This is a genomic window from Herpetosiphon gulosus, from assembly GCF_039545135.1.
In the GTDB taxonomy this organism is placed as follows: domain Bacteria; phylum Chloroflexota; class Chloroflexia; order Chloroflexales; family Herpetosiphonaceae; genus Herpetosiphon; species Herpetosiphon gulosus.
In genome coordinates this window covers 124,973-150,308 of the sequence record NZ_BAABRU010000009.1, presented here as the reverse complement: position 1 = coordinate 150,308, position 25,336 = coordinate 124,973, and the positions used below count along the sequence as shown (strand labels likewise).

Annotated in this window: 22 protein-coding genes; 17 read left to right on the top strand and 5 right to left on the bottom strand. The window is 50.5% G+C overall.

Annotated features, from left to right (window positions below):
• The first annotated feature begins 126 nt into the window (after window positions 1-126).
• The 11 genes from ABEB26_RS13855 to ABEB26_RS13805 all read left to right on the top strand — a co-directional run bounded on the left by ABEB26_RS13855 (window position 127) and on the right by ABEB26_RS13805 (window position 10,225).
• On the top strand, window positions 127-864 hold the full coding sequence (locus ABEB26_RS13855; protein ID WP_345722621.1) for a phasin family protein: 738 nt from the start codon (window positions 127-129) through the stop codon (window positions 862-864).
• Window positions 865-927: 63 nt separating this feature from the next.
• Window positions 928-1,323, top strand: coding sequence for a phasin family protein (locus ABEB26_RS13850; RefSeq protein ID WP_012189099.1), 396 nt, complete (start codon window positions 928-930; stop codon window positions 1,321-1,323).
• 175 nt (window positions 1,324-1,498) lie between these two features.
• The gene (pgeF, locus tag ABEB26_RS13845; protein ID WP_345722619.1) at window positions 1,499-2,305 is read left to right on the top strand and encodes a peptidoglycan editing factor PgeF; all 807 of its coding nucleotides are present in this window, start codon (window positions 1,499-1,501) and stop codon (window positions 2,303-2,305) included.
• Complete coding sequence (locus ABEB26_RS13840; protein ID WP_345722618.1) at window positions 2,295-3,041, top strand: YggS family pyridoxal phosphate-dependent enzyme; 747 nt, start codon at window positions 2,295-2,297, stop codon at window positions 3,039-3,041. The genes pgeF and ABEB26_RS13840 overlap by 11 nt, the downstream gene beginning before the upstream one ends.
• An 83-nt stretch (window positions 3,042-3,124) precedes the next feature.
• The gene (locus ABEB26_RS13835; RefSeq protein ID WP_345722617.1) at window positions 3,125-4,282 is read left to right on the top strand and encodes a 3-dehydroquinate synthase; all 1,158 of its coding nucleotides are present in this window, start codon (window positions 3,125-3,127) and stop codon (window positions 4,280-4,282) included.
• Window positions 4,283-4,294: 12 nt separating this feature from the next.
• Window positions 4,295-4,597, top strand: coding sequence for a hypothetical protein (locus ABEB26_RS13830; protein ID WP_345722616.1), 303 nt, complete (start codon window positions 4,295-4,297; stop codon window positions 4,595-4,597).
• Complete coding sequence (locus tag ABEB26_RS13825) at window positions 4,597-5,427, top strand: TatD family hydrolase (protein ID WP_345722710.1); 831 nt, start codon at window positions 4,597-4,599, stop codon at window positions 5,425-5,427. The genes ABEB26_RS13830 and ABEB26_RS13825 overlap by 1 nt, the downstream gene beginning before the upstream one ends.
• Before the next feature lie 12 nt (window positions 5,428-5,439).
• On the top strand, window positions 5,440-6,642 hold the full coding sequence (gene eboE / locus ABEB26_RS13820; RefSeq protein ID WP_345722615.1) for a metabolite traffic protein EboE: 1,203 nt from the start codon (window positions 5,440-5,442) through the stop codon (window positions 6,640-6,642).
• A complete protein-coding gene (locus ABEB26_RS13815; RefSeq protein ID WP_345722614.1) occupies window positions 6,626-7,480 on the top strand; it encodes a UbiA family prenyltransferase in 855 nt (284 codons plus the stop codon). Before eboE ends, ABEB26_RS13815 begins: the two co-directional genes overlap by 17 nt.
• A 1-nt stretch (window position 7,481) precedes the next feature.
• A complete protein-coding gene (locus ABEB26_RS13810; RefSeq protein WP_345722613.1) occupies window positions 7,482-8,858 on the top strand; it encodes an alkaline phosphatase family protein in 1,377 nt (458 codons plus the stop codon).
• Between the two features lie 509 nt (window positions 8,859-9,367).
• Window positions 9,368-10,225 (top strand): hypothetical protein, encoded by an 858-nt coding sequence (locus ABEB26_RS13805; RefSeq protein ID WP_345722612.1) that lies wholly within the window; start codon window positions 9,368-9,370, stop codon window positions 10,223-10,225.
• Between the two features lie 67 nt (window positions 10,226-10,292).
• On the opposite strand, the gene ABEB26_RS13800 is transcribed toward ABEB26_RS13805, so the two are convergent.
• Both ABEB26_RS13800 and ABEB26_RS13795 read right to left on the bottom strand, forming a co-directional pair.
• Window positions 10,293-10,916: a response regulator gene (locus ABEB26_RS13800; RefSeq protein ID WP_345722611.1), complete on the bottom strand. Its 624-nt coding sequence runs from the start codon at window positions 10,914-10,916 to the stop codon at window positions 10,293-10,295.
• A gap of 4 nt (window positions 10,917-10,920) precedes the next feature.
• A complete protein-coding gene (locus tag ABEB26_RS13795) occupies window positions 10,921-12,666 on the bottom strand; it encodes a sensor histidine kinase (protein ID WP_345722610.1) in 1,746 nt (581 codons plus the stop codon).
• Between the two features lie 185 nt (window positions 12,667-12,851).
• Here ABEB26_RS13795 and ABEB26_RS13790 point away from each other — a divergent pair, with 185 nt between their 5' ends.
• From ABEB26_RS13790 to ABEB26_RS13780, 3 genes are read left to right on the top strand one after another with little or no spacing between them, the layout of a single operon-like run.
• The gene (locus ABEB26_RS13790) at window positions 12,852-14,777 is read left to right on the top strand and encodes an efflux RND transporter periplasmic adaptor subunit (RefSeq protein WP_345722609.1); all 1,926 of its coding nucleotides are present in this window, start codon (window positions 12,852-12,854) and stop codon (window positions 14,775-14,777) included.
• Window positions 14,777-15,454 (top strand): ABC transporter ATP-binding protein, encoded by a 678-nt coding sequence (locus tag ABEB26_RS13785; RefSeq protein WP_345722608.1) that lies wholly within the window; start codon window positions 14,777-14,779, stop codon window positions 15,452-15,454. The genes ABEB26_RS13790 and ABEB26_RS13785 overlap by 1 nt, the downstream gene beginning before the upstream one ends.
• Window positions 15,455-15,462: 8 nt before the next feature.
• Entirely contained in the window at window positions 15,463-16,794 is a 1,332-nt protein-coding gene (locus ABEB26_RS13780; protein ID WP_345722607.1) for an ABC transporter permease, read from the top strand.
• 65 nt (window positions 16,795-16,859) lie between these two features.
• Here the strand turns inward: ABEB26_RS13780 and ABEB26_RS13775 are convergent, their stop codons facing one another.
• Window positions 16,860-19,268 (bottom strand): spermidine synthase family protein, encoded by a 2,409-nt coding sequence (locus ABEB26_RS13775; RefSeq protein WP_345722606.1) that lies wholly within the window; start codon window positions 19,266-19,268, stop codon window positions 16,860-16,862.
• A gap of 372 nt (window positions 19,269-19,640) precedes the next feature.
• Between ABEB26_RS13775 and ABEB26_RS13770 the strand changes: the two genes are divergently transcribed.
• From ABEB26_RS13770 to ABEB26_RS13760, 3 genes are all read left to right on the top strand, one after another.
• Window positions 19,641-21,428: an ABC transporter substrate-binding protein gene (locus ABEB26_RS13770; protein ID WP_345722605.1), complete on the top strand. Its 1,788-nt coding sequence runs from the start codon at window positions 19,641-19,643 to the stop codon at window positions 21,426-21,428.
• A 69-nt stretch (window positions 21,429-21,497) separates the two neighbouring features.
• On the top strand, window positions 21,498-22,538 hold the full coding sequence (locus ABEB26_RS13765) for an ABC transporter permease (RefSeq protein WP_345722603.1): 1,041 nt from the start codon (window positions 21,498-21,500) through the stop codon (window positions 22,536-22,538).
• 44 nt (window positions 22,539-22,582) lie between these two features.
• Window positions 22,583-23,650: an ABC transporter permease gene (locus ABEB26_RS13760; RefSeq protein WP_345722601.1), complete on the top strand. Its 1,068-nt coding sequence runs from the start codon at window positions 22,583-22,585 to the stop codon at window positions 23,648-23,650.
• Window positions 23,651-23,883: 233 nt separating this feature from the next.
• Here the strand turns inward: ABEB26_RS13760 and ABEB26_RS13755 are convergent, their stop codons facing one another.
• Window positions 23,884-24,396 (bottom strand): flavodoxin domain-containing protein, encoded by a 513-nt coding sequence (locus ABEB26_RS13755; protein WP_345722600.1) that lies wholly within the window; start codon window positions 24,394-24,396, stop codon window positions 23,884-23,886.
• A gap of 61 nt (window positions 24,397-24,457) precedes the next feature.
• Window positions 24,458-25,303, bottom strand: a complete 846-nt coding sequence (locus ABEB26_RS13750; protein ID WP_345722599.1) for an NmrA family NAD(P)-binding protein — start codon at window positions 25,301-25,303, stop codon at window positions 24,458-24,460.
• Window positions 25,304-25,336: the final 33 nt, after the last annotated feature.

The window sequence follows — 25,336 nt, the reverse complement described above, 5'->3', positions numbered from 1 at the left end:
AGCTCTTGACATTCATGACGCGGCGTGTTATATTCTCAATAACGCAACGCGTCATGACATCGAAACAACAACCTGTGCTATAGACAACTGCCAACTGGTGGTTGGATCACCCAAAAGGAGCGATCTATGACGATCATTCGCCAAATTGCTGATACAACTGAAAAGCAAGTTAAAAGTGCCCAAAAAGTAGCTCGCCGCTCATGGTTGGCAGGCTTAGGGGTTGCTGGTTTGGCCATTGATAGTGGTGAAAAAACCTTCAAAAAATTGATCAAGCGTGGTGAAAAAGTTGCCGCTGGGGTTCGTGGCGATTTGAAAGATTTGAACGAACGTTTGCGCCGCGAACAAAAAAGTTTGAACGAAGATGTGCAAGATGCTAGCCAAACGGTTGAGCGCGGGGTTAGCGATGTTTTGGAAGGCTTGAATATTCCTTCACGCAAAACCTTGCGCGTACTCGATGCCCGCATTGCCCAACTTAACGCTCAATTGCGCGAGCTTGGCAGTGATGGCAGCATTGCCCCGGTTGCCAACTACGATAGCCTGACCGCTGAAGAAATTATTGTCTTGATGCCAACCTTGAGTCTCGACGAACTGTTTGCTTTGGAAGCCTACGAAAGCAATCATTCCAAACGAGTGACGGTTCAACGCGAAATCGAACAAGCGATTGCTAAACATCTGACGGTTGATGGTGAAATTCGCGAACCATTTGCTGGTTACGAAGCCTTACGGGCTGAAGAAGCCATTGCCAAGCTTGAAGGCTTGGGCATCGCCGAATTGCATCATGTCAAATTGTTCGAGGCCAGCCATGCCAAACGTGTGACTGTCCAACGCGAAGTTGAACGCCGACTTGAAGCACTTCGCGGCTAATTTGGCGCGGTGCTATACTGGAACCACTGGTGAGCGATAGGTCAATCCAAAGGAGTATTTGTAATGGCTGATGAAATCGAAGTAAGCTTGAATGAAATCAAGGATGAAGCGAGCGATCGTGGTGTGCCATTTGTCGATGGTGTGCGCAAGCTCATGCTGGCCGCTGTTGGCGCTGTAGCCATGACCCGCGACGAAATGGAACAATTCGTTGGTCGCTTGGTTGATCGTGGTGAAGTTGCCGAACGCGAAGCCAAAACCTTGTTGAATGATGTGCTCTCACGCCGCAAGCGTGAAGTTGAACACGTCGCCGATGAAGCCGAATCACGGGTTGAAACGCGGCTTGAACAAGTGCTCAACCGCATGAACATTCCCTCAAAGCGCGATATCGACGAATTGAGCGACAAAATTGCCCAACTTTCGGCTCGCGTCGAAGAATTGAAGAAAAGCCGCAATGCCTAACCCCTAGGCGCTGCTGCTTAGCAACGTGCAATCCACCTGTTATGGTTTTTCGCCATAACAGGTGTTTTTTTGTGGCGCAATTCCAGCCTATCTGGTGTTATGATTGGCGCTAGTACGCTTTTTGCAGTGTTGCTACTTAAATGCAAGCGCATCTTAGCAATCCACGGGGGTTGGCATGATTGAGCAAATTCAACGCTTATTGCGTTATCCTGAGTTGATCCATGGTATTTCAACCCGCCAAGGTGGGGTGAGCGTCCCACCGCATGCGACCCTCAACCTTGGTTTTTCGCGGCCCGATGACCCTGCCGCAGTCTTGGCGAATCGTCGGCGCTTTGCCGACCGAGTAGGCTTTCGTTTGGATGATGCCATTTTAGCAGGCCAAGTGCATGGCACAACTGTCGCGGTGGTGGGTGAGTTGCAGCGTGGGCGGGGCGCGATCGAGCGTGAAACAACCCTACCACCTGCCGATGGCCTTGTGACTAATCAACCAGGCTTGGTGCTTTGGGCTAATTTTGCTGATTGTACCCCGCTGCTATTTTTTGATCCGGTTGCTCAAGCGGTTGGGGTGGCCCATGCTGGTTGGCAAGGCACGGTTAATAACATTGCTCAGGTAATGATCACCACGATGCAAGCCCAATTTGGCTCGCAGCCAGCCAACATTTTGGCGGCAATTGGCCCAGCGATCGGCCCATGCTGCTATGAAGTTGATCAGCCAGTGATCGGTGCCGTTGAACAGGCCTTTGCTGAACATTCAGCCCAAATGTTGTTGCGCCAGCTTGGCAAGCCACGCCCTCATTTTGATTTATGGGCGGCTAATGCCCATTGGTTATTGCAAGCAGGCATTCAACCAGCTAACCTGATTCGGATGAATATGTGTACTGCTTGTCATCATGATCGTTTCTTCTCGCATCGCCATGAACGAGGAGCCACTGGTCGATTTGCCGCTGTGATTGGTCTACGCGAGGTACACCATGCCGTTTGATCACGCCCGATTGTTGGAACAGGTCGCTCAGATTCAACAGCGGATCATCCAAGCCGCCCAGCGCAGCCAGCGTGATCCAGCCAGCGTGCGCTTGATTGCAGTCACCAAAACTCATCCTATACTACGGATTAATGCGGTATTGGCGGCAGGCATTCACGATGTGGGTGAAAATCGGGTGCAAGAAGCCGAGGAGAAAATTGCCCTGCAAACGCCCGAAGCCCTGGCCCAAACCCGTTGGCATTTAATCGGCCATTTGCAACGCAATAAAGCTCGGCGTGCTGCCAAGCTTTTTTCATTAATTCACTCAATCGATAGTGTGAAGTTGGCCGAAATTCTCAATCGAATTGTTGATGAAGAAGCTAATCTGATTCCGCAGCCCTTGCCAATTTTGTTGCAAGTCAATGTTTCAGGTGAGCGCTCCAAGGATGGGTTTGAGCTAGCTGGTGGAGTGCGTAACCCTGCATGGCTCGATTTTGTAGGCGAAGTGCGGGCAATCGCTGAATTGCCGTTGATCGATTTACGTGGCCTAATGACGATTGCGCCCTATTCTGATGATGTTGAAGGCGTGGTGCGCCCATGCTTTCGCTCCTTGCGCGAGCTGCGTGACCAACTTGAACAGCGGCTTGATCGCCCATTACCAGAGCTTTCGATGGGTATGAGCGGCGATTTTGAGGTAGCAATCGAAGAAGGCTCAACGATTGTGCGGGTGGGCACGGCGCTGTTTGGCGCTCGCTAAAATAACGTCTTACTACGAGCTATGCTAAAATTAGAATATTGTAATACTATTGATTATTTGAGCAGTTGCTCCTAGTTGGCGAGATGGCTATGCGTTCGATCCAGCAAGCATTTGAAGTACGCTATTCCTATCCAGTGCATTGTACTCAGCGATTATTTGCCTTGGATAACCCAATTCTCCATGAATTATTTGCACCAAGCGCTAGTGTACCCAAGCTTTGGGTTGTGCTTGATCAGGCTGTGGCTGAGCATCACCCAAATCTATTAACTCAGATTGCAGCCTATGCCCAAGCCAGTCAAGCCTTTACCTTGGTTAAGCCAAGCCTAGTTTTAGTTGGTGGTGAAGCGATCAAGCATACCACTGAGCCATTGCAAGCAGTTTACGATGGAATTAATCGTTATGCGATCGATCGCCATTCGTATCTAATGGCAATCGGTGGCGGCGCATTAATCGATATGGTTGGCTATGCAGCAGCGACGGCTCACCGTGGGGTGCGCTTAATTCGTGTGCCAACCACAGTTTTGGCTCAAAACGATGCAGCAGTTGGGGTCAAAAATAGCATCAATGCCTTTGGCAAAAAGAATTTCTTGGGCACGTTTGCCCCGCCCTATGCCGTGCTCAACGATAGCCATTTTCTCACAACGCTGAGCGAACGTGATTGGCGCAGCGGCATCGCCGAGGCAATCAAGGTGGCTTTGCTCAAAGATTCCGTTTTTTTTGCCACGATTGAGCGCACTGCTGTTGCCCTACAGCAACGTGATTTGGCGGTAATGGCCGATCAGGTTTTTCGCTGTGCCGAATTGCATTTGGTCCACATTGCTGGGGGCGACCCATTTGAGCGTGGCTCGGCGCGGCCCTTGGATTTTGGTCATTGGGCGGCGCATAAACTTGAACAGCTCAGCAATTATAGTTTGCGGCATGGTGAGGCGGTAGCAATTGGCATCGCCTTGGATTGTACCTACAGTTATTTAAAGGGTGATTTAGCCGAGGCCGATTGGCAACGAGTGTTAAATTGTTTAATGGCGGTTGGTTTTGAACTGTATCATCCAGCCCTTAGCAACCAGCTTGAACAGCCCGAACATCCCCAAAGTTTGCTAAGCGGTTTGGCCGAATTTCGCGAACACCTTGGCGGCCAATTAACCATTACCTTGATTCGCGGCATCGGCCAACCCTACGATGTTCACACGATTGATTTAACAATGATGCAACAAGCCATTCGATATTTAGCCGAACGGGCTTAAAGCGAGGATTTTATGCAGATTGAAGGCTCTTGCCCACGCAGCCAGCGTGAGTTGATTGAACTGGAATTTATTGAGCATCGCACCAAAATTTTAGATATTGCGGCTTTTTTGGATCGCTTTGATCGCTCAGTTGAGCATAACGCCAACGATGACTTTCGGATTAAAGCCTTTCGCGAAGCACTCAAGGCCTTGAATAGCGATGAATTTGGCCGAGTTGAATGCATCCAAATGTTGTTGAGCGATGTGAGCAGCGAATTACGCGCCGAACGCGACGGCCAAAGTGCCTATGGTGCTGCCAAGGAGAGCGAGCAATGATCAATTACATCGATTTGCATGCGCATATGGTTTCGCGCACAACCGACGATTATCATGCCATGGCCTTGACTGGCTGTGTTGCGGTGACTGAGCCAGCTTTTTGGGCAGGGTATGATCGGGTTTCAGCCAGTGCCTTTGCCGATTATTTTAAACATTTGACTGAGTTTGAACCCCAACGCGCCGCTAAATATGGCATTCAGCATTACACCTGGCTCTGTTTAAACCCCAAGGAAGGCGAAGATCGTGAGTTGGCTCGCGAAGTTTTGGCGATCATTCCGCAATTTTTAGATCAACCAACTGTGCTTGGGATTGGCGAAATTGGCCTCAACCGGGTGACCCGCAATGAGCTAGCCACCTTTATTGATCATGTTGAATTAGCGCTTGAACATAACCAATTAATTCATATTCACACCCCGCACCTTGAAGACAAATACAAAGGCACGAAGGCGATTGTCGAAACTTTAGCTAGCAACAGCCGCATCGATCCCAGCCGCGTGATGGTTGACCATGTTGAGGAACATACGATTCGCATGGTGCTTGAACATGGGTTTTGGGCGGGCTTGACGCTTTATCCGATGACCAAAGTTTCGCCAGGCCGCGCGATTGATATGCTCGAAATCTATGGTACTGAGCGTTTGTGTGTCGCTTCGGCCTGCGATTGGGGGCCAAGCCAACCGCTGGCTATTCCCAATTGTATGTTTGAAATGCGCCGCCGTGGCCATTCCAACCAATGGATTCACGAGGTGGTCTATAACAATCCTTGCCGTTTCCTGAGCCAATGCCCCAAATTTAAGTTTGCGTCGCTTGAGCAGCCCGCCCTTGTGCGTTAGAAATGGAAGCATATGCAGCTTAATCAAGCGCCTCAACTCGATTTAACCTATTGCACCAATATTCATCCAGCCAACGGCTGGCCAGCCGTCTTGACTGGTTTACAACAGCATGTGCTTGATCTCAAGCAGCGCCTCGCTCCCGACCAAGCCTTTGGCATTGGTTTGCGGCTTTCGGGCCAGGAAAGCCACGAATTGCTTGAGCCAATTACGCTTGCTGATTTTCAAGCATGGCTAACTCAACATAATCTGTATGTGTTTACCTTGAATGGCTTTCCCTACCATCCCTTCCACCAACAACCAGTCAAAGATCAAGTGCATGCTCCCGATTGGCGCGAGCCTGAACGAGTGGCCTACACTTTGCGTCTGATCGAGATTTTAGCGGCACTGTTGCCCAACGGCATGGTCGGCTCGATTTCGACCAGCCCTTTGAGCTATAAGCCATGGTTTGCCGATTTGGCCGCTGTGCCGTGGGAATTGTTGAATCGCCATGTCTTGCAGGTGGTTGCCGCGTTGGTGCAACTTGAACGCCAACGCGGGATTGTGATTCAATTAGCCTTTGAGCCTGAGCCAGATGGTTTGCTCGAAACCAGCAGCGAATTAATTCGCTATGTTGGGCAATTGTTGGATGTTGGCGCTGTTGAATTAGCAGCTCGACTCGATTGCTCGTTGCTGGAAGCCCAGAATGTGATTCGTCGCCATGTCGGAGCCTGTTTGGATATCTGTCATTGCGCCGTGGCCTACGAAGCGCCGCGCCAAGTGATCGCCGCTTATCAAGCAGCAGGCATTAGCATTGCCAAAGTGCAACTTAGCTCAGCTTTGCAAGTAACGCTTAATGATAATCGCCAGGCCGTCGCCGCCGCCTTAGCGCCATTCAGCGAAGCAATTTATTTGCATCAAGTGATTCAGCGCAACCACGATGGCTCGTTGCAGCAATATCGCGATTTGCCTCAAGCCTTGGCGGCGATTGACGATCCAGCGGCTTGCGAATGGCGGATTCATTTTCATGTACCGATTTTTACTGCTAGTTTTGGCCTGCTCAACGCTACCCAGCCAGCTTTGCTTGAAAGTTTGCAAGCCTTGAACGAACAGCCCTACAGCCAGCATTTAGAGATTGAAACCTATACCTGGGATGTGCTACCGAGTCAATTGAAGCTTGATCTGACCGAATCGATCGCTCGTGAATATGCGTGGGTGTTGCATGAACTCAAACGCTAAATCTGGCTGGTGGGCCTATCTCGAACTCATGCGCATCTCCAATAATCCGACCGTGATCAGCAACACGCTTGCTGGTGTGGCTTTGGCGGGCGTAAGTCTTGGCGATTGGCGGGTCTGGCTGTTGGCTTTGGCTTTCAGTTTGTTTTATAGCGCTGGCATGGTTTTTAACGATTGGTGTGATTACGCGATTGACCAACGCGAACGCCCAGAACGCCCATTGCCAAGCGGTCGGGTGAGCCGCAAGTCCGCTTTGTTACTGACAATCGGCTTATTCGGCATTGGCTTGGCCTGTGTAGCCTTGGTCAGTTGGCAAGGCCTGATTTGGGCAAGTGGTTTGGTTGGGCTGATTGCGCTCTACGATCTGTGGCACAAAACCAACCCAATCAGCCCGATTCTGATGGCTGGCACGCGAATTTTAGTCTATCTCAGCACGATTGCTGCCTTGGGTGCAGCCTTTTCGTGGCAAGCATGGCTAGCGGTTGGCTTATTGTTTAGCTATGTAATGGGCTTTACCTTTATTGCCAAATCGGAGTTACGCCCGCAATTGAAGGCACTTTGGCCAGCAATGTGTGTGCTGTTGCCAATTGGCTACGCCTTGATTACACCCGATTTTAGCCCAATTCTGGTGAGCGTGGCTTTGCTAAGTTGGTCGTTGCATAGTATGCGTTTGGTCTATCGCCAGCGCCAAATCGGCCCAGCAATTGGCCGCCTGATTGCTGGCATTAGCCTGTTTGATGCCTTGGTGTGCATTGTGGCAGGCAATTTGTGGGCCTGTGCATTTGCCATCGCCGCCTTTGGGCTGACCCGTTTGGCGCAGCGTTCGATTCAAGGAACTTAAGATGCATAAAACCGTTGTAATTAATGTGGTTGGACTGACCCCAGCCTTGATTGGGCAATACACGCCACGTTTAAACGCATGGCAGCAAAAAACTGCCCAAGCCTCGATTAAACCGATCGTTCCGGCGGTGACCTGTAGCATGCAAGCAACCTATCTCACAGGTAAAATGCCCAGCGATCATGGAATTGTTGGTAATGGTTGGTATTTTCGTGATGAATGTGAAATCAAATTTTGGCGGCAATCGAACAAATTAGTGCAAGCACCCAAAATTTGGGAAGCGGCCAAAGCGCTTGATCCCAATTTTACCTGCGCTAATTTGTTCTGGTGGTACAACATGTATTCATCGGTTGATGTTGCAGTTACACCACGCCCGATGTACCCAGCCGATGGGCGTAAATTACCTGATATTTATAGCCAGCCAGCCGAATTGCGCGATGATTTGCAACGTGATTTGGGCCAGTTTCCTTTATTTAATTTTTGGGGGCCAAATTCTTCAATTGCCTCATCACGCTGGATTGCCGAATCGGCCAAAACTGTTGAACAACGTTATAATCCAACCTTGAGTTTAATTTATTTGCCGCACTTGGATTATTGTTTTCAGCAATATGGTGCGGATAGTGAGCGTTGTGCTAGCCAATTAGCCGAAATCGATCAAGTTGTTGGCGATTTGCTGGATTTTTATGAGCAACGGAATGCGCGGATCGTAATTTTATCGGAATATGGTATTACTAGCGTTAATCGGCCAGTTGCAATTAATCGGCTGTTGCGGGCAGCAGGCTTGATTGCAGTGCGCGAGGAATTGGGCCGCGAATTACTCGATGCCGGCGTGAGCAAAGCCTTTGCTGTGGCTGATCATCAAATTGCCCACGTCTATGTCAACGATTTAAGTTATCTGGAGCGAGTCAAAGCCTTGCTTGAAGCTACGCCTGGGATTGCCAAGGTGCTTGATGCTGAGGGTAAACGCGAGTATGGCTTAGATCACGAACGTTCGGGCGAGTTGGTGGCGATTGCCGAGGCCGATGCTTGGTTTAGCTACTATTACTGGCTTGATGATCAACGTGCGCCAGATTTTGCACGGGCGGTCGATATTCACCGCAAGCCAGGCTATGACCCTGCTGAATTGTTTGTTGACCCGCATTTACGTTTGCCGATGGCTAAAATTGGCCTAACCTTAGCCAAGAAAAAGCTTGGGTTCCGCTATCTGATGGATGTAATTGGGCTTGATCCAAGTGTGGTGCGTGGCTCACATGGCATTATCAGCAGCGATCCGGTGCATGCGCCGCTATTGCTGACCAACCAACCAAGCCTGTTGCCTGAGGCGGCTTTGCATGCAACCGATGTCTATCAGATTTTGTGGCGACATCTTGTGGAAGGATGAGGGAGAGCACGAACATAGCTGTAATGGATTATAAGGTTAACAACGGCCAGCATGCCCTCACCCCCTAGCCCCCTTTCCCGCCCGCCAATACGGATCGCGTTCGGCGATTTCATAAAAAGCCAGCATGCCCTCACCCCCTAGCCCCCTTTCCCGCCCGCGAGGCGAGGGGGAACCGCTCCAGGAGTGCTCCCCTCGCCCGCCGCAGTGGGAGAGGGGCTGGGGGTGAGGGAACGGAAGCACTGGTTATTAACCCAATGAAAACATTTCACATAGAACATAAGGAAAACCAAAAGGCAGAAGGCAAAATCGGGATGAGGGATGAGGGGTTGGGCGATGGGATTAGGCAATAGAAGCATATTTCGTGTAATTCGTGCAATTCGTGGCTAAAAAATAAATCTTCGTGGCCGTTGTGGTTTCGCATGTGGATCACATTAGCGCGGCTAAAACAAACTTCGGCCAACAATCGTCCTAGCACTAGCCTAGATCAGGCGCTGTCAAAGGAGATGTCGATGGAAAAACCCTTAAATTATGTTATTTCGTTGCCAGAACGCACGCTACGAGCGGGCGCTGCCTTGGTTGGCGGCTTGGTCAACGAAGCCAGCAATGTGATCGTTCCCAAGAGTTTGCGCAATACGCGGCTCTATCAAGTGACCTTCGATCGCTTGCTGCGGATCACGATTGAGCTGATTGGCGATGTGCCAAATGTGTATGCCGACCAAAAAATGAGCATCGAAGAACTGACCAAGCGCAAAGTAGCTGGCAACGCGGTTGAATTGGTCGGCTTTTTGAGCCTTGGTTGGTCGCCGTTATGGCTTTTAGCCGCCGCTTCGGATGTAACGAGCGGTACGCGCACCTATTTGGCAGCTTTGGTGAGCGAGTTGCAACAACGCCAATTGTTGCCAGCTGAAGCCAATATCAACTCGGTTGATGCCTTACTCGAAAGTTTGGAAGGAACTTCAGGCATTGCTGCCGATGCGGTTGATTTACCGCCGCTTGATGTTTCGGCCTTGCGCACTTCATGGGAAACGATCAAGGCCAATGCTAGCAGCTTACCCGAACCAACTGCTTTGGCCGATACCTTTGATCAATTACGCGAAACCGCTCGCACCGAAGGCCAATCGTTGTTGGATGTTTCGGCAGTCGTGGCAACTGGTGCCTTGCAAGCAGGTTGGAGTTTGGGTAATACTCATATTTTTGAATATTACCGTGAAGCCTTGACTTCAATTCAAAAAGAGGGCTTGCTGGAGTTTGCGCGGCGGGTAACCACACCCTATTTTTCCCGCGCTGCTAAGCATTTTGACCCCAACGAAGCAACCTATACCGATCGCTTTTTGAATCAGTTGGATTCACCACAATCAGCTGAATAATCCTTTTTTTAGCCTTTTGTTCGCTGGACACGCAGGGGAATGCAATCCCCTGCATCTATCGACTGTCCTATTTAACGAGGCCGCGTTGCAAGGCGACCGCCACAGCCTCAGCCCTGCTGCGCACATCGAGCTTGCTGAAAATATGGCTAACATGCGATTTGATCGTGTTTTCGGAGATGTTGAGCTTAAGAGCAATGGCTTTGTTGCTCTCGCCACGTACCAGCAATTGCAACACATCAAGCTCACGCTGCGAAAGCTCATCTTCGGCTGGCTCGGTGGCCAGGCGTTTGAGCACTCGCGCCGCAATGCCCGATTGCAAAGCTGCGCCACCCTCATGAATTGAACGAATCGCCCGAAAAACTTCCTCAGGGCTAGCATCTTTGAGCAAATAGCCGGCGGCTCCGGCATGCAAGGCTGGCCCAATGTACTCGTCGGTATCATAGGTTGTGAGCACCAAAAAACGGGTATTGGGGGCGCTGGCCCGCGTGTGGCGCATCACTTCGATGCCACTCAGGTGCGGCAAACGCAAATCAAGTAACACCACATCAGGTTGTTGTTGCTCGATCACGTTAACTGCTTGCCGACCATTAGCAGCATCACCAACTGGCTCGAAATCCTGTTCCCAGCCCAGCATCGCCATCAAACCATGGCGCACAACCGGATGATCATCAACAACTAAAACACGAATCATTGGGTTACTCCATTTCAACCAAGACTGTTTGGGGCGGATTGTAGGGAATTTGCACATGAACGACTGCCCCTTGCTGATTGCTTAATTCTAAGCTGCCACCGATTTGCGCTACTCGTTCGCGCATGCCAATCAAACCAAAGTGGTTGGTCATCTGCATTTGATTGGTTAAAATCGTCTGATCGAAGCCAGTACCATTGTCGTGAATTAATAACTCCACGCTGCTCGCCCCATAGATCAATTGAATGCTGACATGTTCGGCTTTGGAATGTTTGACCACATTCGCCAAGGCTTCTTGGGTAATCCGTAAAAGCGCAGTTTCGTCGTGCAAATCAAGCCGCAGGGCTTGACCATCAATCTGCACATCGACCTGTAAATCAGGGCGCATGGGATGGGCCGCGAGTTCCTGAATGGCCTTGGTTAAGCTATGGGCATCGAGCAAGGGTGCACGTAAATTCCAAACTGAGGCGCGAGCTTCGGCCAAGGCTTCGCGGGCCATGCGGCTAGCTAAAGCCAAGTGAGTGCTACTTTCGCTTGGGCTATACACCAAGGCTCGTTGAGTTGCCCCAAGCTGAATCACAATGCCAGTTAAGCCTTGAGCTAAGGTATCGTGAATATCGCGGGCTAAACGGGTGCGTTCTTCGAGCATGGCTTTATCGCGCACTTGGGCTAATAAACGTTGGTTGTTCAAGGCCACAACTGCTTGATCACGTAAGCCCTCAGCTAAGGCCCGATCATCGGCGTTGGCTTGGGCGATTGCTGCGCCTGCCAAAATCAGCAGCACTTGATCATGTTCAAGTTGAAATGGCAACACCAAGGCGGTATGCTCGCCAAACTTGCTTGATATTGACATAACTTTTGTAGCTGGAATTGGCTCTATTTGCACGTTTGGTTCGTGAGCAGCCGCGTGAGGATAGGCCGCTAGGCACTGGTGATTGAGCATAATCCATGTGTAATCGACATGCAGCAATTGATGGGCTTGCTCGGCAATCAACGGTAATATTTGGGTAATATCTGCTGGTAGGGCTAGGGCACTACTGATGTTATACAATGCTTCTGCGCGATGGGTACGTTGGGCAAGCTCGGCAGTTTGGGCTTGCACCCGCTGCTCCAATTGGCTGCGCAACTGCTCCAAATCTTGGGCATGAGCACGGCTTTGCTGCAAGGCTCGTTGTAAATTCCCCGCTAAGAGCCAGGTCATGCTTGCGACCATCCAAAAGAGCGTAATCCAAAAGACGGTTGAAACCAGCCAAGGATAGCGATTAAATACCGAGGGCGGCGCTTGGCGGGCTAAATCGTAGCCTTGAAGTTTGGCCCAAGCGAGACTGGTTACCAACAAACTGGCTAATACCGCCAACCCAATGCTGGCACTCCGATCAATCAATAAGCCTGCGGCGCAAATTGGCAAGACCAACAGCGCCGGAAAAAAGCTGGTGATCCCGCTGCGTACTGCCAAACTAGTAGTGATCAGCGTCCAAAAGCCCACCAAGGCAAAGGCTGAGATCGTTGGTCGGCCTAAACGCACAAAAATAATCAGAGCCGACACGAACATAATGATCACCACAATTGCGGTAATTGGCGTGCCATCACGTTGCGGTTGCTGATTGAATTGCTCGGCGGGAAGTTTCATTCGTAGCCAGAGCACGCTAATGATTGCTACGGCAATCGGAATTAACATAATCGGCAGTGAGCGCAAAATTGTGCTGCTGCGCCATTGGGTTTGTTCGCGGTCGATTTTGAGTTTGTTGCTCATCGCTAGCGCCTTTGATCACAAGCCAATACTTAACTATTGACCAAGCTTGGGTCACTGGCATCACCCAAATGGATGATCGCCGCCTCACCAAAACGTGCGAATGAATGATCGAAATAAAGATCGATGCTGATCGCGCCGGGATTCACTACAGTATAGCTAGAAATTGTCGTATAAGGAGATTTCCAATGGCTGAAAGCTCAGCACAGCCCAAAAAACGTGGCTATAAATGGTTTGTCATTAGCGGCGCGATCTTATTGGCGCTGGTTTTAATGCCGTTTGTTTTTGGTGGCGATGACCCTTCAACTGTCTCGGCCAGCACCACCACGACGATTCAGCGGGGACGCTTAGTTTCGTCGGTGCTTGGCAGCGGCACGATCAACCCCAAGCAAAGCCTTGATTTGACCTTTCAAACCACCGGAATTGTTAGCACAGTCTTGGTCAGCGAAGGCCAACAGGTGGTCGCAGGCCAGATTCTGGCTGAGCTTGATGATCGTAATTTGGCATTAAGTGTGCTTTCAGCAGAAGCCAATTTGCAAAGCGCCCAAGCTCGTTTGCGCCAAACTCAAGAGGGTAATGCCCGCCCAGAGGATTTGGCTGCTTCGCAAGCCAGCGTTGATAATGCCAAGGCTAATTTGCAAAAAACTGTAACTGGCAACGCAACCGCCGCTGATATTGCCTCGGCCCAAGCCAGTGTTGCTAATGCCGAAGCCCAATTGCGCAAAGCCAAAAATGGCACCGCTACTCCGGCTGATTTGGCCAATGCCGAAGCCTCAGTGCGTTCGGCTCAAGCCAAACTTGATGATCTACGGGCTGGCCCTAAGCCTGAAAAGGTTTCCAGCGCCCAAGTTACGCTTGATCAAGCTAAATCAAGCTTAGAGCAAGTTAAATCTGATGCTTCGAAGGCCAAAAATCAAGCCGCCCTTGATCGTGATACTGCTGCCAATGCGGTGCGTAACGCCCAAACTAGCCTCAGCCAAGTGTATTGGGAAACCCACGATGCTGATGGTAATTGGAAGAAAAAGCCCGATGATTTTGGTTATCAAACTGATGTTGATCGCTATAACAATGCGGTGCGCGATGAGCAAGATGCCCAAACCAAGCTCGACGCGGCTCAATTGGCCTATGATAATGCAGTAACCCAAGAAGGCTTGGATATTGCCAATGCTGAAGCTAAAGTTCGTGATGCTGAAGTGCAATTGCAAACGGTGCTGAAAGGTGCAACCGCGCTCGAAATTACCCAAGCTGAGGCCGCGCTCGACCAAGCCCAAGCCAACCTCGATAAACTCAAACAAGGCGGAACCGCTGATGATGTAGCGGCAGCCCAAGCCAACCTCGACCAAGCCAAAGCCAATTTGCGCAAATTGACCCAAGGTGGCACGGCGGCGGATGTAGCGGCAGCCCAAGCCAATGTTGATCAAGCCAATGCCAACCTTGATAAATTGACAGCCCCGCCAACTGATACCGATTTGGCCATTCAAGAAGCGGCAGTTTCGCAGAGTGAACAATCATTGAAACAGGCTCAATTACAACGAGATAATGCGACCTTGCGTGCCCCATTCGCTGGCGTGATTACCTCGGTTTCGATTGTGCCTGGTGGCCCTTCGAGCGGTGTGGTGATGCACATTCTTGATCGTAGTGGCTTGTATGTAGAGCTGAATTTGAGCGAAACCGATGTGGCGTTGGTGACGCTGAATCAAAAAGTTGAATTAACGATTGATGCGCTGGATGCATGGAGCGCCGAGGGCACGGTCAGTTATATCTCACCTGTGGCTGAAGTATCGAATGGCGTGGTGATTTATCGGGTCAAAATTAGCGTACCCAGCAACGACCCAATGGTTAAAGTTGGCATGACCGTCAACACCAACATTATTCTCAGCGAAAAAAGCGATGTCTTGCTGGTGCCAAATTCAGCCTTGTTGCCCAAGGGTAGCGGGCGGGTGGTGCAAGTGCCCGATGGCGCTGGCGTGCGTGAAGTCGATGTTGTTACGGGCATTAGCGATGGCTCGTTTACCGAGGTGTTGAGCGGCCTGAACGAAGGCGATACGATTATCGCTGTGCCAACTGCCGCCTCGGATAGCGGCAATGGTGGTTTGTTCGGCGGAGGCCGTTAATGATCAACTTGAATGATATTCACAAAACCTACCAAATGGGTGATGTGCTGGTAGCGGCGCTACAAGGTGTGAGTTTTAGCATCGACAAAGGCGATTTTGTGGCGATTATGGGGCCAAGTGGTAGCGGCAAAAGCACCGTGATGAACTTGATTGGCTGTTTGGATACGCCAACCTCAGGAACCTATGTGCTCGATGGCGTGGCAGTTGATCAGCTTTCAAGCAACGATTTGGCGCTGGTGCGTGGCCAAAAATTGGGCTTTATCTTTCAGCAATACAATTTATTACCACGCCAATCGGCCTTGCGCAACGTTGAAATGCCAATGATTTATCGTGGGGTTGCGGGCACTGAACGCCAACGCCGCGCCATGGCTGCGCTAAATTTGGTGGGCATGGGCCAGCGGGTCGATCACCGCCCCAACGAATTGAGTGGCGGCCAACAACAACGAGTAGCAATTGCTCGCGCCTTGGCTGGCAGTCCCTCGGTAATTTTGGCCGACGAGCCAACTGGCGCGTTGGATAGCAAAACCAGCATCGAAATTATGGAATTGTTGCGGCGCTTGAATCGTGAGCAAGGCATTACGGTGGTGCTGGTGACCCACGAACATGATGTGGCGGCCTATGCGGCGCGAGTGCTGACTATGCGCGATGGGCAGTTGATTGGCGATCAGCGTAATTAAAGGATGCAATGATGACAACGCTTGATGTGCAAACTGTTCCCACGCCCGCTCCCGCCGCCAGCGATGACATTCTGTTTCAGCCGATTGAAGCTAGCTCAAGTGGTCTTGGCAGCCTGTGGGAAGTGGTGCGCATTTCCTTTGGCAGCTTGTTGGCCAACAAAGTACGCTCGTTATTAACGATGCTTGGCGTAATTATCGGGGTTGCCTCGGTGGTTTCGCTGCTGGCACTCGGTAATGGGGCCAGCGCCTCGATTACTGGCGAAATTGAGGCGATTGGCACGAACGTCCTGACGATTTCGGCTGGCTCGCAAAATCGTGGGCCTGGCAATGCAACTGCCGCCCAAAACTTAACGATGGACGATGCGCGGGCGATTGAAGCCTTGCAACTGCCAGTGATTGGCGTGGCTCCCCAACTTAACTCAAATGCCCAAATTGTCGCCAAATCGGCGGATAAAAGCGCCCAAATTGTTGGCATAACTCCGTCGTTTCAAGTGGTGAACAACTTGACCATGCAACAGGGCAGTTTTATCACTGAGGAGCATTTACAAGGCGCAAATACCGTGATCGTGTTGGGTTCGACCTTGGCCAAAGATTTATTTGGCAATGGTCAGGCCGTTGGTCAAACCGTGCGGATCAACAACCAAAGTTTGCGTGTGGTTGGGGTGCTCACGCCACAGGGTGGCAGCGCATTTGGCTCGGAAGATGATCGGGCTTATATTCCAATTACTACCGCCCAGAAACGCCTGTTTAACGCCCGCACTCCTGATGGTAATGGCTATCGGGTTGGCTCGATTACACTTTCGGCGATTAATGCCAGCGATCTTGATGCCCTACAATCGCGGGTGAGCATGCTGCTGCGCGAGCGCCATCATCTCAAACTTGATGGCAGTGCCGATGATTTTAATGTGATCAACCAAGCCGAAATTTTGGGCACGCTCACCACGATCACCTCAATGATGACCCTGTTTTTGGCGGCGGTAGCGGGGATTTCGCTGCTGGTTGGCGGAATTGGGATTATGAATATTATGTTGGTGAGTGTGACCGAGCGTACTCGAGAAATTGGTTTGCGCAAGGCTGTCGGCGCACGTAGCCATCATATTTTGATGCAATTTGTGGTTGAGGCGGCGGTGTTGAGTATGACAGGCGGGATGATTGGCTTGCTGCTTGGGAGCATTATTCCAATTGTGGTAACCCAAATGGGCTTGCTCGATGCGCCGATTGATTTACAAACTGTCGGAGTCGCGATCGGCTTCTCGCTAGGGGTTGGCTTGTTCTTTGGAATTTACCCCGCTCAACGAGCCGCCAAACTGAACCCAATTGATGCCTTGCGCCACGAGTAACTATTAAATTGCCCATCACCAGCCGCTGCAAAAGTATTGGTGATGGGCAATTGCTGATCGTAGACTTAATTTGCTGTTTCTTGGACTAAGCTTGAATTTGCCTCTTTGAGGTTGCGCATATGGTTCAGACACAGCACCAACAGGCTATAGCAAACTACGCCAATATAAAAGTTGACCGAAATCGCGAAATAAATCGAGATCAGGACTGCTAACGCCGAGCAAAGCACGCCAAAGATGCCATTGAGTGCCCAATACCAAGGCGTTTCAGTCGCACCGCTGGCTCGAACCAGTTGCATTCCCGTTGGAAAGAACAGGCCAAGCAGCAGCCCCAAAGGAAACATCAGCAAGATCGAGACGGTAATCTTGGTGGCCATTGGGGCGGTGATCATGGCTGCGATAACTTCTGAGAGCACAAACCGAATGATCAGAATTGTCAACGCTGTGACGATTGGCATAACAAAAATCCAAGGTTTGCGCGTCAAGGGCAGGCGTTCGCTGAAAAAACTACCCACGCCAGTGCTGGCAATGATCGTAAAGAGCAAAATGCCCAAGGCATAAACGGGATGCCCCAAAAACACCGAGAGTCGCTGCATAAGCGCGATTTCAACGCACATAAACCCCGAACCAATCAGCGAAAAATAGGCTGCCGCTGACCAAACGATTTTGCCAGAATCAATGTTTTTGGCGCGGCTCCTTAGAATGAGTGGCATGACAATTGTAAGCACGGCGAAGATTAAGAGACAAACAATTAGGCCAACCAAGGTGAGGGTTGCGGTTAAATTCCCGTCGATAACCCCATTATCGACCGAGGTCTTATTCAACGCCACATCCATGCGATCCAAGCGCAGCATGTTGAAAAAGTAGGGGTTTTCATCGGTCGTTGGCGTGTAATTTAATGGCTGATCGCGTACAGCCTCGATCAGTGCCTCAGGCGAAGTGACCTCGACAATGCTGCGTAAAACCGCATTTTCTGGGGGTGTACCCGGTATAATCAGTGGGCGATACTGTAAATCGCTGGTTACTTGCTGTAATTGAGCAATATCTTGCTCGCTAAATGGCTGGCGGCTCAAGAGCAAGGTTGAAACTTTGCCCGAGCCGATTAAGGCAATATGGCGCGATGGATCGGTGATTCCGGCCTGTTGCAATGTGGCCACTGCCAAACTGACAATCCGACCTGTCTCATCAACGTTATCCGACGAATACCAGCGTGAGACAGTAAAAATACCATCATCGGTCAGGCGATCTAAAAAGACTTGCCATGCTTCAATCGTATAAAGCCCATTTTCAGAGAGCGAATAGGCTCCGGCTCCGGTTGAGGCCCAGGTATCAATTAACGACATCTGAATGGTTGTATAGCGCTGGTCAGTGCGCGAAAGATAGCTACGCGCCTCATCTACCACGAAGGAAACACCTGGCCGATTGGCGAGTCCGGCGAATTCTTTGAACCTATTTTGCAACAAGTCAACAAAGATGGGGTTAAGTTCGATGCCAGTGACCTGCTCATGGCCAAACAAGATCGCACTTTGCAGATCGCGGCCACCTCCGACCCCGATTACCGCAGCCGAACCTTGTGGGCGCAGGTAATACACCATATTGGTGACATCATATTTCAAGTGCTCAATATCAGCGAGTGATGAAAATTGGCGAACTGATGTGCCCGCTGCGCCATCAATGTTCATCTGATATTGGGGCAATAGGTTTTGGGGTGCGACTGGACTGGCTCCCCAATATTCGAGGTTGGCGTTTTGTTGATTAAAGACGACAACCCGCGAGAATGAATTCCATTCTTCTAAAAGCAGGTTGGTCGAATCTTCGGCGAGACCTTTAACATAAAGTGGGCGGATGAGTGCCCCTGTTGATTGATTGAATCCAGCGGCGAGGATGAGGACAGCTCCAATCCCATAGCAGAGTTGACGTAGGCGTGATGAGCTGCTTTTCCAAGCAAAACTTAATGCCGCTACCGCGCCGATTGCGCCGCAAAGCAAAATGAAACTTGGGGCATCTAAGAAGGCTAAACCACCCAAAACGAACAAACATCCCAAGGCGGCCCCGATTAGATCACTGCCATAGAGTCGTCCGATTGGCAATGGCGATTTCGTCAAGATCGCACTAATCACAATCCCTGAAAAGTAAAATGGCAAGGAGCAGGCAAAGGTTGCGAGCACCATCTGCAACAGCCGCTGGATTGTTGAACCCGTATCAAATGGGATACGACAAAGAATCAGCAGCATAACTGGAGTAGCACATGCATAGGCTAACGAGGCTTTGGCAGAGGAGTCAGCCAAACGTTCGCGACTAAATCGGTTTGGTTGCAGATAGACAGTTGTTGCTCCTGCAGTCATTCCCAGCATCGCCGTCGAAACCGCGAAGAAGGCCAAATGATACCATGTCATAACGCTTAGCAGCCGTGAGAGCGAAATTTCTACGCTCAGGGTTGCAAAGGCGATCAGAAAAAGTCCAACATAGATCGGCATACCTGATACCTCGATAAGGCTGATAAAGAATTAATGAGGGAGTATTTGAGGATGAGCAATCTAATTTGCTCTAAATAATCCGTGCCTAGTTGTAACTGCCCCGTATTATAGGCTAAATCGGGTAAATCACAACTAGCGCTGCAAGCGTACTGTAGCAGTCTATTAATCGACAAAAGAAGCGTTACTTCAAGCCTAAGCTGGCTGCTGGAGCCGAGAAGATATTAAAAAACGAGCCAGTTGATTGCCAAATTAAGTTAACGAGATTTTACCTTGCATGGATTTTGCCCTATAATACGATAACCGCACCGCTCTGTATCAGTGGAGATGACGAGAGTAAGACTATCTTAGGAACGCATAGCTTAAGGAGGTCTCATGTCTTTCCGTAAACCGGGTAAGCGTTCGATTGGCTGGCTATTGCTCTTGGTATTGATGATACCGTTGATAGCTGCCTGTGGCGAAACCGCCGCTCCAACCGCGACTGTTGGCTCAACTCCCGCTACTGGTGGCGAACCCACTGCCGCCCCAACTACCGCTCCTACAGATGACACCGCCGCAGCCACACCAACCGAAGCCGCTGCTGCAACCGAAGAACCAACCATGGGTGATGCTGATAAGTATCTGGTGTTTGGTGGCTCAGGCGAACCCGATTCACTCGATTCAATGGATACAACCACGGGTACGGCTTTGATTGTAACCCGCCAAATCCAAGAATCGTTGTTGGGTTTCAAAGCTGGTACGTTGGAAGTTGTACCAGAATTGGCGACCAAGTGGGAACCAAACGCCGACGCGACTGAGTGGACGTTTACGCTGCGTGAAGGGGTTAAATTCTCTGATGGTACCGACTTCAACGCTGATGCAGTCGTGTTCAACTTCCAGCGCTTGTTTGTGCCCGATTTTGAGTTTGGCTTCCGTGCTGAAGGCAAACAATACAATATCGTGCCCGACATCTTTGGTGGTTATGCTGGCGACCCCAACAGTGCCTTCAAAGAAGTTGTGGCAGTTGACCCAACCACGGTTAAGTTTGTGTTGACGCGGCCTGTGCCGTTGTTGCCAAGCTATTTGGCCGCCTCATACTTCGGGATTTCATCGCCTGATGCCGTCAAGGCTGCCAAAGAAAAATATGGCTCACCTGAAGTTGGTGGCGTTGGAACTGGCCCCTTCAAGTTTGAGCGCTGGGATGCTGGTCAAAGTATCACCTTAGTGCGCAACGAAGATTATTGGGGCGACAAGGCCAAAATGCCAGGTGTGGTTGTCCGCTTTATCGCCGAAGCACCACAACGTTTGGCCGAGCTTGAAGCTGGCACAATCGATTTCACAATCAACTTGAGTGCTGATAGCCGCGATAAAATTGCTTCAAGCGCCGATTTGCAAGTAGTCGATTTGACTCCGTTCAACATTGCCTACTTGTCGTTGAACATGAACAACAAGCCTTTTGACGATGTGCGGGTTCGTCAGGCGGTTGCCTATGCCATCAACAAGCAAGAAATTCTTGATGCCTCGTATGGCGGCGTTGGCTCAATTGCCGACGACTTCTTGCCCGATGGCTTGGCTGAATATCGTGCGACTGACCTCGAACCATATGCCTATGATCCTGAAAAGGCCAAAGCCTTGTTGGCCGAAGCTGGTTATGCCGATGGCTTTAGCACCATGGTCTTGACCGATGGTACTGAATTGCCCTTGGAATTGTGGTATATGCCCGTTTCACGACCTTACTACCCCGATGCTAAGTCGGTAGCCGAACTCTACGCGGCCCAACTTTCTGACGTTGGGATCAAAGTCGAACTCAAAACCGAAGATTGGGGTGTGTATCTCGATAACTGGGATGCTGGCCTGAAAAATGGGATGGTCATGTTGGGTTGGACGGGCGACTATGGCGACCCAAACAACTTCTTGTTCACTCACTTTGGTCCAGGCAACGCCGACGAAGCTGGTTATACCAACGAGCAAGTTTGGCAATTGCTGGCCGATGCAGGTGGTGCTTCCTCACCCGCCGAGTCGATCCGCTTGTTCCAAGAAGCTGGCAAGTTGATTAACACCGATTTGCCCCGGATTCCGATCGTGCATGCTCCGCCAGTATTGGCAGCTAAAAAAGCCTTGCAAGGCTGGGTGCCAAATCCAACTGGTGGCGAATCATTCGCACCGATCTCAATCACCAAATAACCAATAGCCGAGCCTACGCCGCTTGTTAGCACTTAACTCTAACAAGCGGCGTATAGTAAGGAAGAATGCATGGTTGGGTATATTTTTCGTCGGCTGCTTGGCATTATTCCCGTCCTGCTTGGAATTTCGCTCTTGGTTTTTACCCTGCTGCGAACGATCCCCGGTGATCCGGCGATTATCATTCTCGGTGAACGCTCAACCCCCGAACAACGCGCTGCCTTGCGCACCAAACTCAAACTTGATCGCCCCTTGTTTCTTAATTTTGAGAGCGGCAACATCTTTGAAAGCCAATATGTTACCTATATCACCAATTTTGCTACTGGCGATTTTGGCGATTCAATCAAAACCCGCCAAGCGATCTCCAAAGAATTAAAGCAGCGTTTTCCCGCGACGATCGAGTTGGCCTTGAGTGCTTTGTTGATTGCGGTGGTGGTTGGTGTGACCACAGGCGTGGTTGCAGCGACCAAACGTGGCTCATGGATCGATGCCAGCAGCATGATTGTAGCCTTGCTGGGCGTTTCAATCCCGATCTTTTGGTTGGGCTTGATGATGCAATACCTCTTTTCGGTCAAACTGAAATGGCTTGATCCAAGTTTGCGGCTTGATACTAGCTTGCAAGGCTCGTTCGAGCCAATCACAGGCCTGTATTTGCTTGATGGCCTCTTGCTTGGGCGTTTCGACATTACCATGAACGCTTTTAAGCATTTGATTATGCCTAGCCTTGCCTTGGCAACTGTGCCACTTGCCAGTATCGCCCGCATGACTCGTTCGGCCATGCTCGAAGTGCTGTATCAAGATTATATTCGCACGGCCCGTGCTAAAGGTTTATCAGCGCGGATTACAATTTTGCGCCATGGCCTACGCAATGCCTTAATTCCAGTCATTACGGTGATTGGGCTGCAATTAGGGTTTTTGCTAGGCGGCGCTGTTTTGACTGAAACGGTGTTTTCATGGCCTGGAATTGGGCGCTGGTTGCTCGATGGCATTTTGGCCCGCGATTATCCGGTGGTACAAAGTGGCGTAATGTTCGTTTCATTGGTATTTGTGTTAATCAATACCTTGGTCGATATTTCCTACCGCTTCTTTGACCCACGAATTCAATATAAGTAACGCTGCTCGGCGTTGTGGATGCAACTTGTTTGTAAAGGTTGATTATGGCGACAACTGAACCAACTATCACCAATAAACCAACGAGCGATCAAGCGTTACTTTCGCGTAAGCCGCGTTCGCTTTGGAGTGATGCGCGGCGGCGGCTGTTTAGTAGCACGGTTGGCCGTTTGGGAATGGTCATTTGTGCTTTTCTGTTTGCAATTGCGATTATCACGCCCTTGGTGCAACCGCTCGATCAGACGCTCAATCGTGATACTGCCAACAAACTACAACCGCCATCGTGGCTGATGACCGCCGAAGAACGGGCCGACGCTGCTAGCAAAAGCATCGACAAAGCCCGCAAAGATATTCCGTGGGGCAGATTTGAACGGCCATTTGGCACCGATCAATTAGGTCGCGATATCTTTATTCGGGTGTTGCATGGTGCGCCAATTTCGCTGACGGTGGGCACATTTGCAGTGATATTGGCGGTAATTTTTGGCTCGTTGCTGGGCTTGATTTCGGGCTTTTTCGGCGGCATTATTGATACAGTCGCGACATGGCTAATGGACATTTTGCTAGCGTTTCCCTCGATTCTCTTGGCAATTGCATTGACCGCAATTAGCAATAACCGTGAATCGTTTTCGTATAAATTTAGTCAACAAATTACCGAATTGCCAATTTTGCAAACGATTTTTGATCCACCGTTGTTCAATGCAATGTTGGCAGTGGCGGTGGTCGAAATTCCAATTTTCGGGCGAATTGCCCGAGCAGCGGTGTTGAGTGTGCGTAATCAAGAGTATATTAACGCTGCCGAGGCGGTTGGCGTGAGCCGAATGCGCATGTTGTTGCGGCATATTTTGCCCAACAGCTTAACCCCGATTTTGGTCCAAATGACCTTGAGCGTGGCTTCATCGATTACCAGTGTGGCGGCCTTGGGCTTTTTGGGGCTGGGTGCACAACCACCGCGACCTGAGTGGGGTTCGATGCTTTCGACCGCCCGCGAATATGTCGGTACTGGCCAATGGTGGTATGCCTTGTTTCCTGGGATCGCGATTATGCTGACTGTGCTGGGCTTTAATTTGCTTGGCGATGGCTTACGTGATGCCCTCGATCCACGACTTAAACATTGATCAAGGATCGGATCAATTAACGCAGCGGCGCAGAGGGTGGATAGGGGTCAGGATTCAGGGGCTAGGGGCTAGGATTGAGCATAGCGCTAAGTCAATGTTATAGCCCACTAGGGATAGCAAAAGCATAATTTGTGGATAAACATAACGTAGTGTGCTACGCGGTTTCAGCCCTTCATGTTCTTCGTGATCTTCGTGGTTAAAATAAATACTCTGACCCTTCATCCCTTTGTGTTTCAGATTAGTTGACTTGGTAGCGCAGCGGCCCATGCTTCAATCGCTGGCCAATTGCGATAATCGCCCTCGCGCCAGCGTCGCACTAGCATTGCGCCGCGAAATAACATTCGGTAGCCCAAACTGATTTTGCTTAAATCCAATACGCCAGCAAATAGGCCTTCGCTACATGGCTGCACCAAATTACGTACTGGTTGCAGCCATTGAGCTACATCAGTGCGAGTTTTTTCAGGCTGTTTGGTCATTGCCAAGGCCAAGCAGGTCAAAAAAGCTGCAAATGGTTTGGTTTGCAACGCTGATTGATGCTGTTTGACAAAGGTCAGTGCCTCGGGCAACCAATTATTTTTGTGAATGGCGCTGCCTGCAACGACCGCCTGATAGTTGCTCAGATCGTGCACTTGCTGCATTGGTAGCAGCGTTACTTGTAAACCTTGTTCAATCAAAACTTTGGCGATCGCTTGGGCCACTCCTGCCGTTGCCCCACCGCGACTAGCATAGGTTACCAAAATCGTCATACCCTGCTCCTTTAAAAACCCTGCTCCCAATCAGTGAGAGCAGGGTTGTAATGCGGAAACGCTAGCGACTGACGCTGGCAAGTTGCCAAACGCCACGGGCTGCGGCCTCACGCGCAAACTTGCTGAAGTCGTTGGGCTGGCGACCTAAGGCGCGTTCGACTCCATTGGTTGTGTAGGCATTGCGGCCATCAAGCACTTGGCTAAACAAATATTCGACCAACCAAAGCATGTCGGCAGGCCACTGTTGTTCGCGTAATGCTTCCAGATAGGCCTCGATCGGAATGGGCTGATAATCGATTGGGCGGCCATTGGCTTGGGCAATTTCGCTAATGGCTTCGGCAAAGGTCATGAGGCGCGGCCCAGTAATTTCATACAATTGGCCTTGATGTTGTTCAACGTTAGTCAAGGCGGCCACCGCCACATCGGCAATATCATCGGCATCAATAAATGGCTCTTTGACATCGCTGGCGGGCAAGAAGATTTGGCCATTGAGCAGTGGCTCGTGAAAAAATGATTCGCTAAAATTTTGCATAAACCAGCCTGCTCGCATAATCGTCCAAGCTACGCCTGCGGTTTGCACAACTTGCTCACAGGCTTGGGCTTCTGGTTCGCCGCGCCCCGAGAGCAGCACCAAATGTTTAACTCCGCTGGCAACCGCCAACTGGCAAAAGGCCCGAATTGTATCGATTGCAGCCGGAATCGCCAGATCAGGTTGGTAGCAGATGTAGACGCTTTGCACATCGGCCAAGGCTTCCGGCCAAGTTTGTTGATCATTCCAATCGAAACTGGGGCTGGCTGAACGCGAGCCAATGCGTAGCTTGATGCCCTGGGCTTGTAAGCGGGCGACAATCCGCTGACCTGTTTTGCCCGTGCCACCTGTGACCAAAACCAGATTTTTAGCTGTCATGGGTGTTTTCCTCGATAAAAATCAAATCCATGA

Coding starts and splice junctions, on each gene's coding strand:
- ABEB26_RS13760 (WP_345722601.1), top strand. CDS start 22,583: ATGGCGACAACTGAACCAACTATCACCAATAAACCAACGAGCGATCAA.
- ABEB26_RS13835 (WP_345722617.1), top strand. CDS start 3,125: ATGGCTATGCGTTCGATCCAGCAAGCATTTGAAGTACGCTATTCCTAT.
- ABEB26_RS13840 (WP_345722618.1), top strand. CDS start 2,295: ATGCCGTTTGATCACGCCCGATTGTTGGAACAGGTCGCTCAGATTCAA.
- eboE (WP_345722615.1), top strand. CDS start 5,440: ATGCAGCTTAATCAAGCGCCTCAACTCGATTTAACCTATTGCACCAAT.
- ABEB26_RS13850 (WP_012189099.1), top strand. CDS start 928: ATGGCTGATGAAATCGAAGTAAGCTTGAATGAAATCAAGGATGAAGCG.
- ABEB26_RS13830 (WP_345722616.1), top strand. CDS start 4,295: ATGCAGATTGAAGGCTCTTGCCCACGCAGCCAGCGTGAGTTGATTGAA.
- ABEB26_RS13855 (WP_345722621.1), top strand. CDS start 127: ATGACGATCATTCGCCAAATTGCTGATACAACTGAAAAGCAAGTTAAA.
- ABEB26_RS13815 (WP_345722614.1), top strand. CDS start 6,626: ATGAACTCAAACGCTAAATCTGGCTGGTGGGCCTATCTCGAACTCATG.
- ABEB26_RS13770 (WP_345722605.1), top strand. CDS start 19,641: ATGTCTTTCCGTAAACCGGGTAAGCGTTCGATTGGCTGGCTATTGCTC.
- ABEB26_RS13775 (WP_345722606.1), bottom strand. CDS start 19,268: ATGCCGATCTATGTTGGACTTTTTCTGATCGCCTTTGCAACCCTGAGC.
- ABEB26_RS13800 (WP_345722611.1), bottom strand. CDS start 10,916: ATGATTCGTGTTTTAGTTGTTGATGATCATCCGGTTGTGCGCCATGGT.
- ABEB26_RS13790 (WP_345722609.1), top strand. CDS start 12,852: ATGGCTGAAAGCTCAGCACAGCCCAAAAAACGTGGCTATAAATGGTTT.
- ABEB26_RS13805 (WP_345722612.1), top strand. CDS start 9,368: ATGGAAAAACCCTTAAATTATGTTATTTCGTTGCCAGAACGCACGCTA.
- ABEB26_RS13755 (WP_345722600.1), bottom strand. CDS start 24,396: ATGACGATTTTGGTAACCTATGCTAGTCGCGGTGGGGCAACGGCAGGA.
- ABEB26_RS13780 (WP_345722607.1), top strand. CDS start 15,463: ATGATGACAACGCTTGATGTGCAAACTGTTCCCACGCCCGCTCCCGCC.
- ABEB26_RS13795 (WP_345722610.1), bottom strand. CDS start 12,666: ATGAGCAACAAACTCAAAATCGACCGCGAACAAACCCAATGGCGCAGC.
- ABEB26_RS13765 (WP_345722603.1), top strand. CDS start 21,498: ATGGTTGGGTATATTTTTCGTCGGCTGCTTGGCATTATTCCCGTCCTG.
- ABEB26_RS13785 (WP_345722608.1), top strand. CDS start 14,777: ATGATCAACTTGAATGATATTCACAAAACCTACCAAATGGGTGATGTG.
- ABEB26_RS13750 (WP_345722599.1), bottom strand. CDS start 25,303: ATGACAGCTAAAAATCTGGTTTTGGTCACAGGTGGCACGGGCAAAACA.
- ABEB26_RS13810 (WP_345722613.1), top strand. CDS start 7,482: ATGCATAAAACCGTTGTAATTAATGTGGTTGGACTGACCCCAGCCTTG.
- pgeF (WP_345722619.1), top strand. CDS start 1,499: ATGATTGAGCAAATTCAACGCTTATTGCGTTATCCTGAGTTGATCCAT.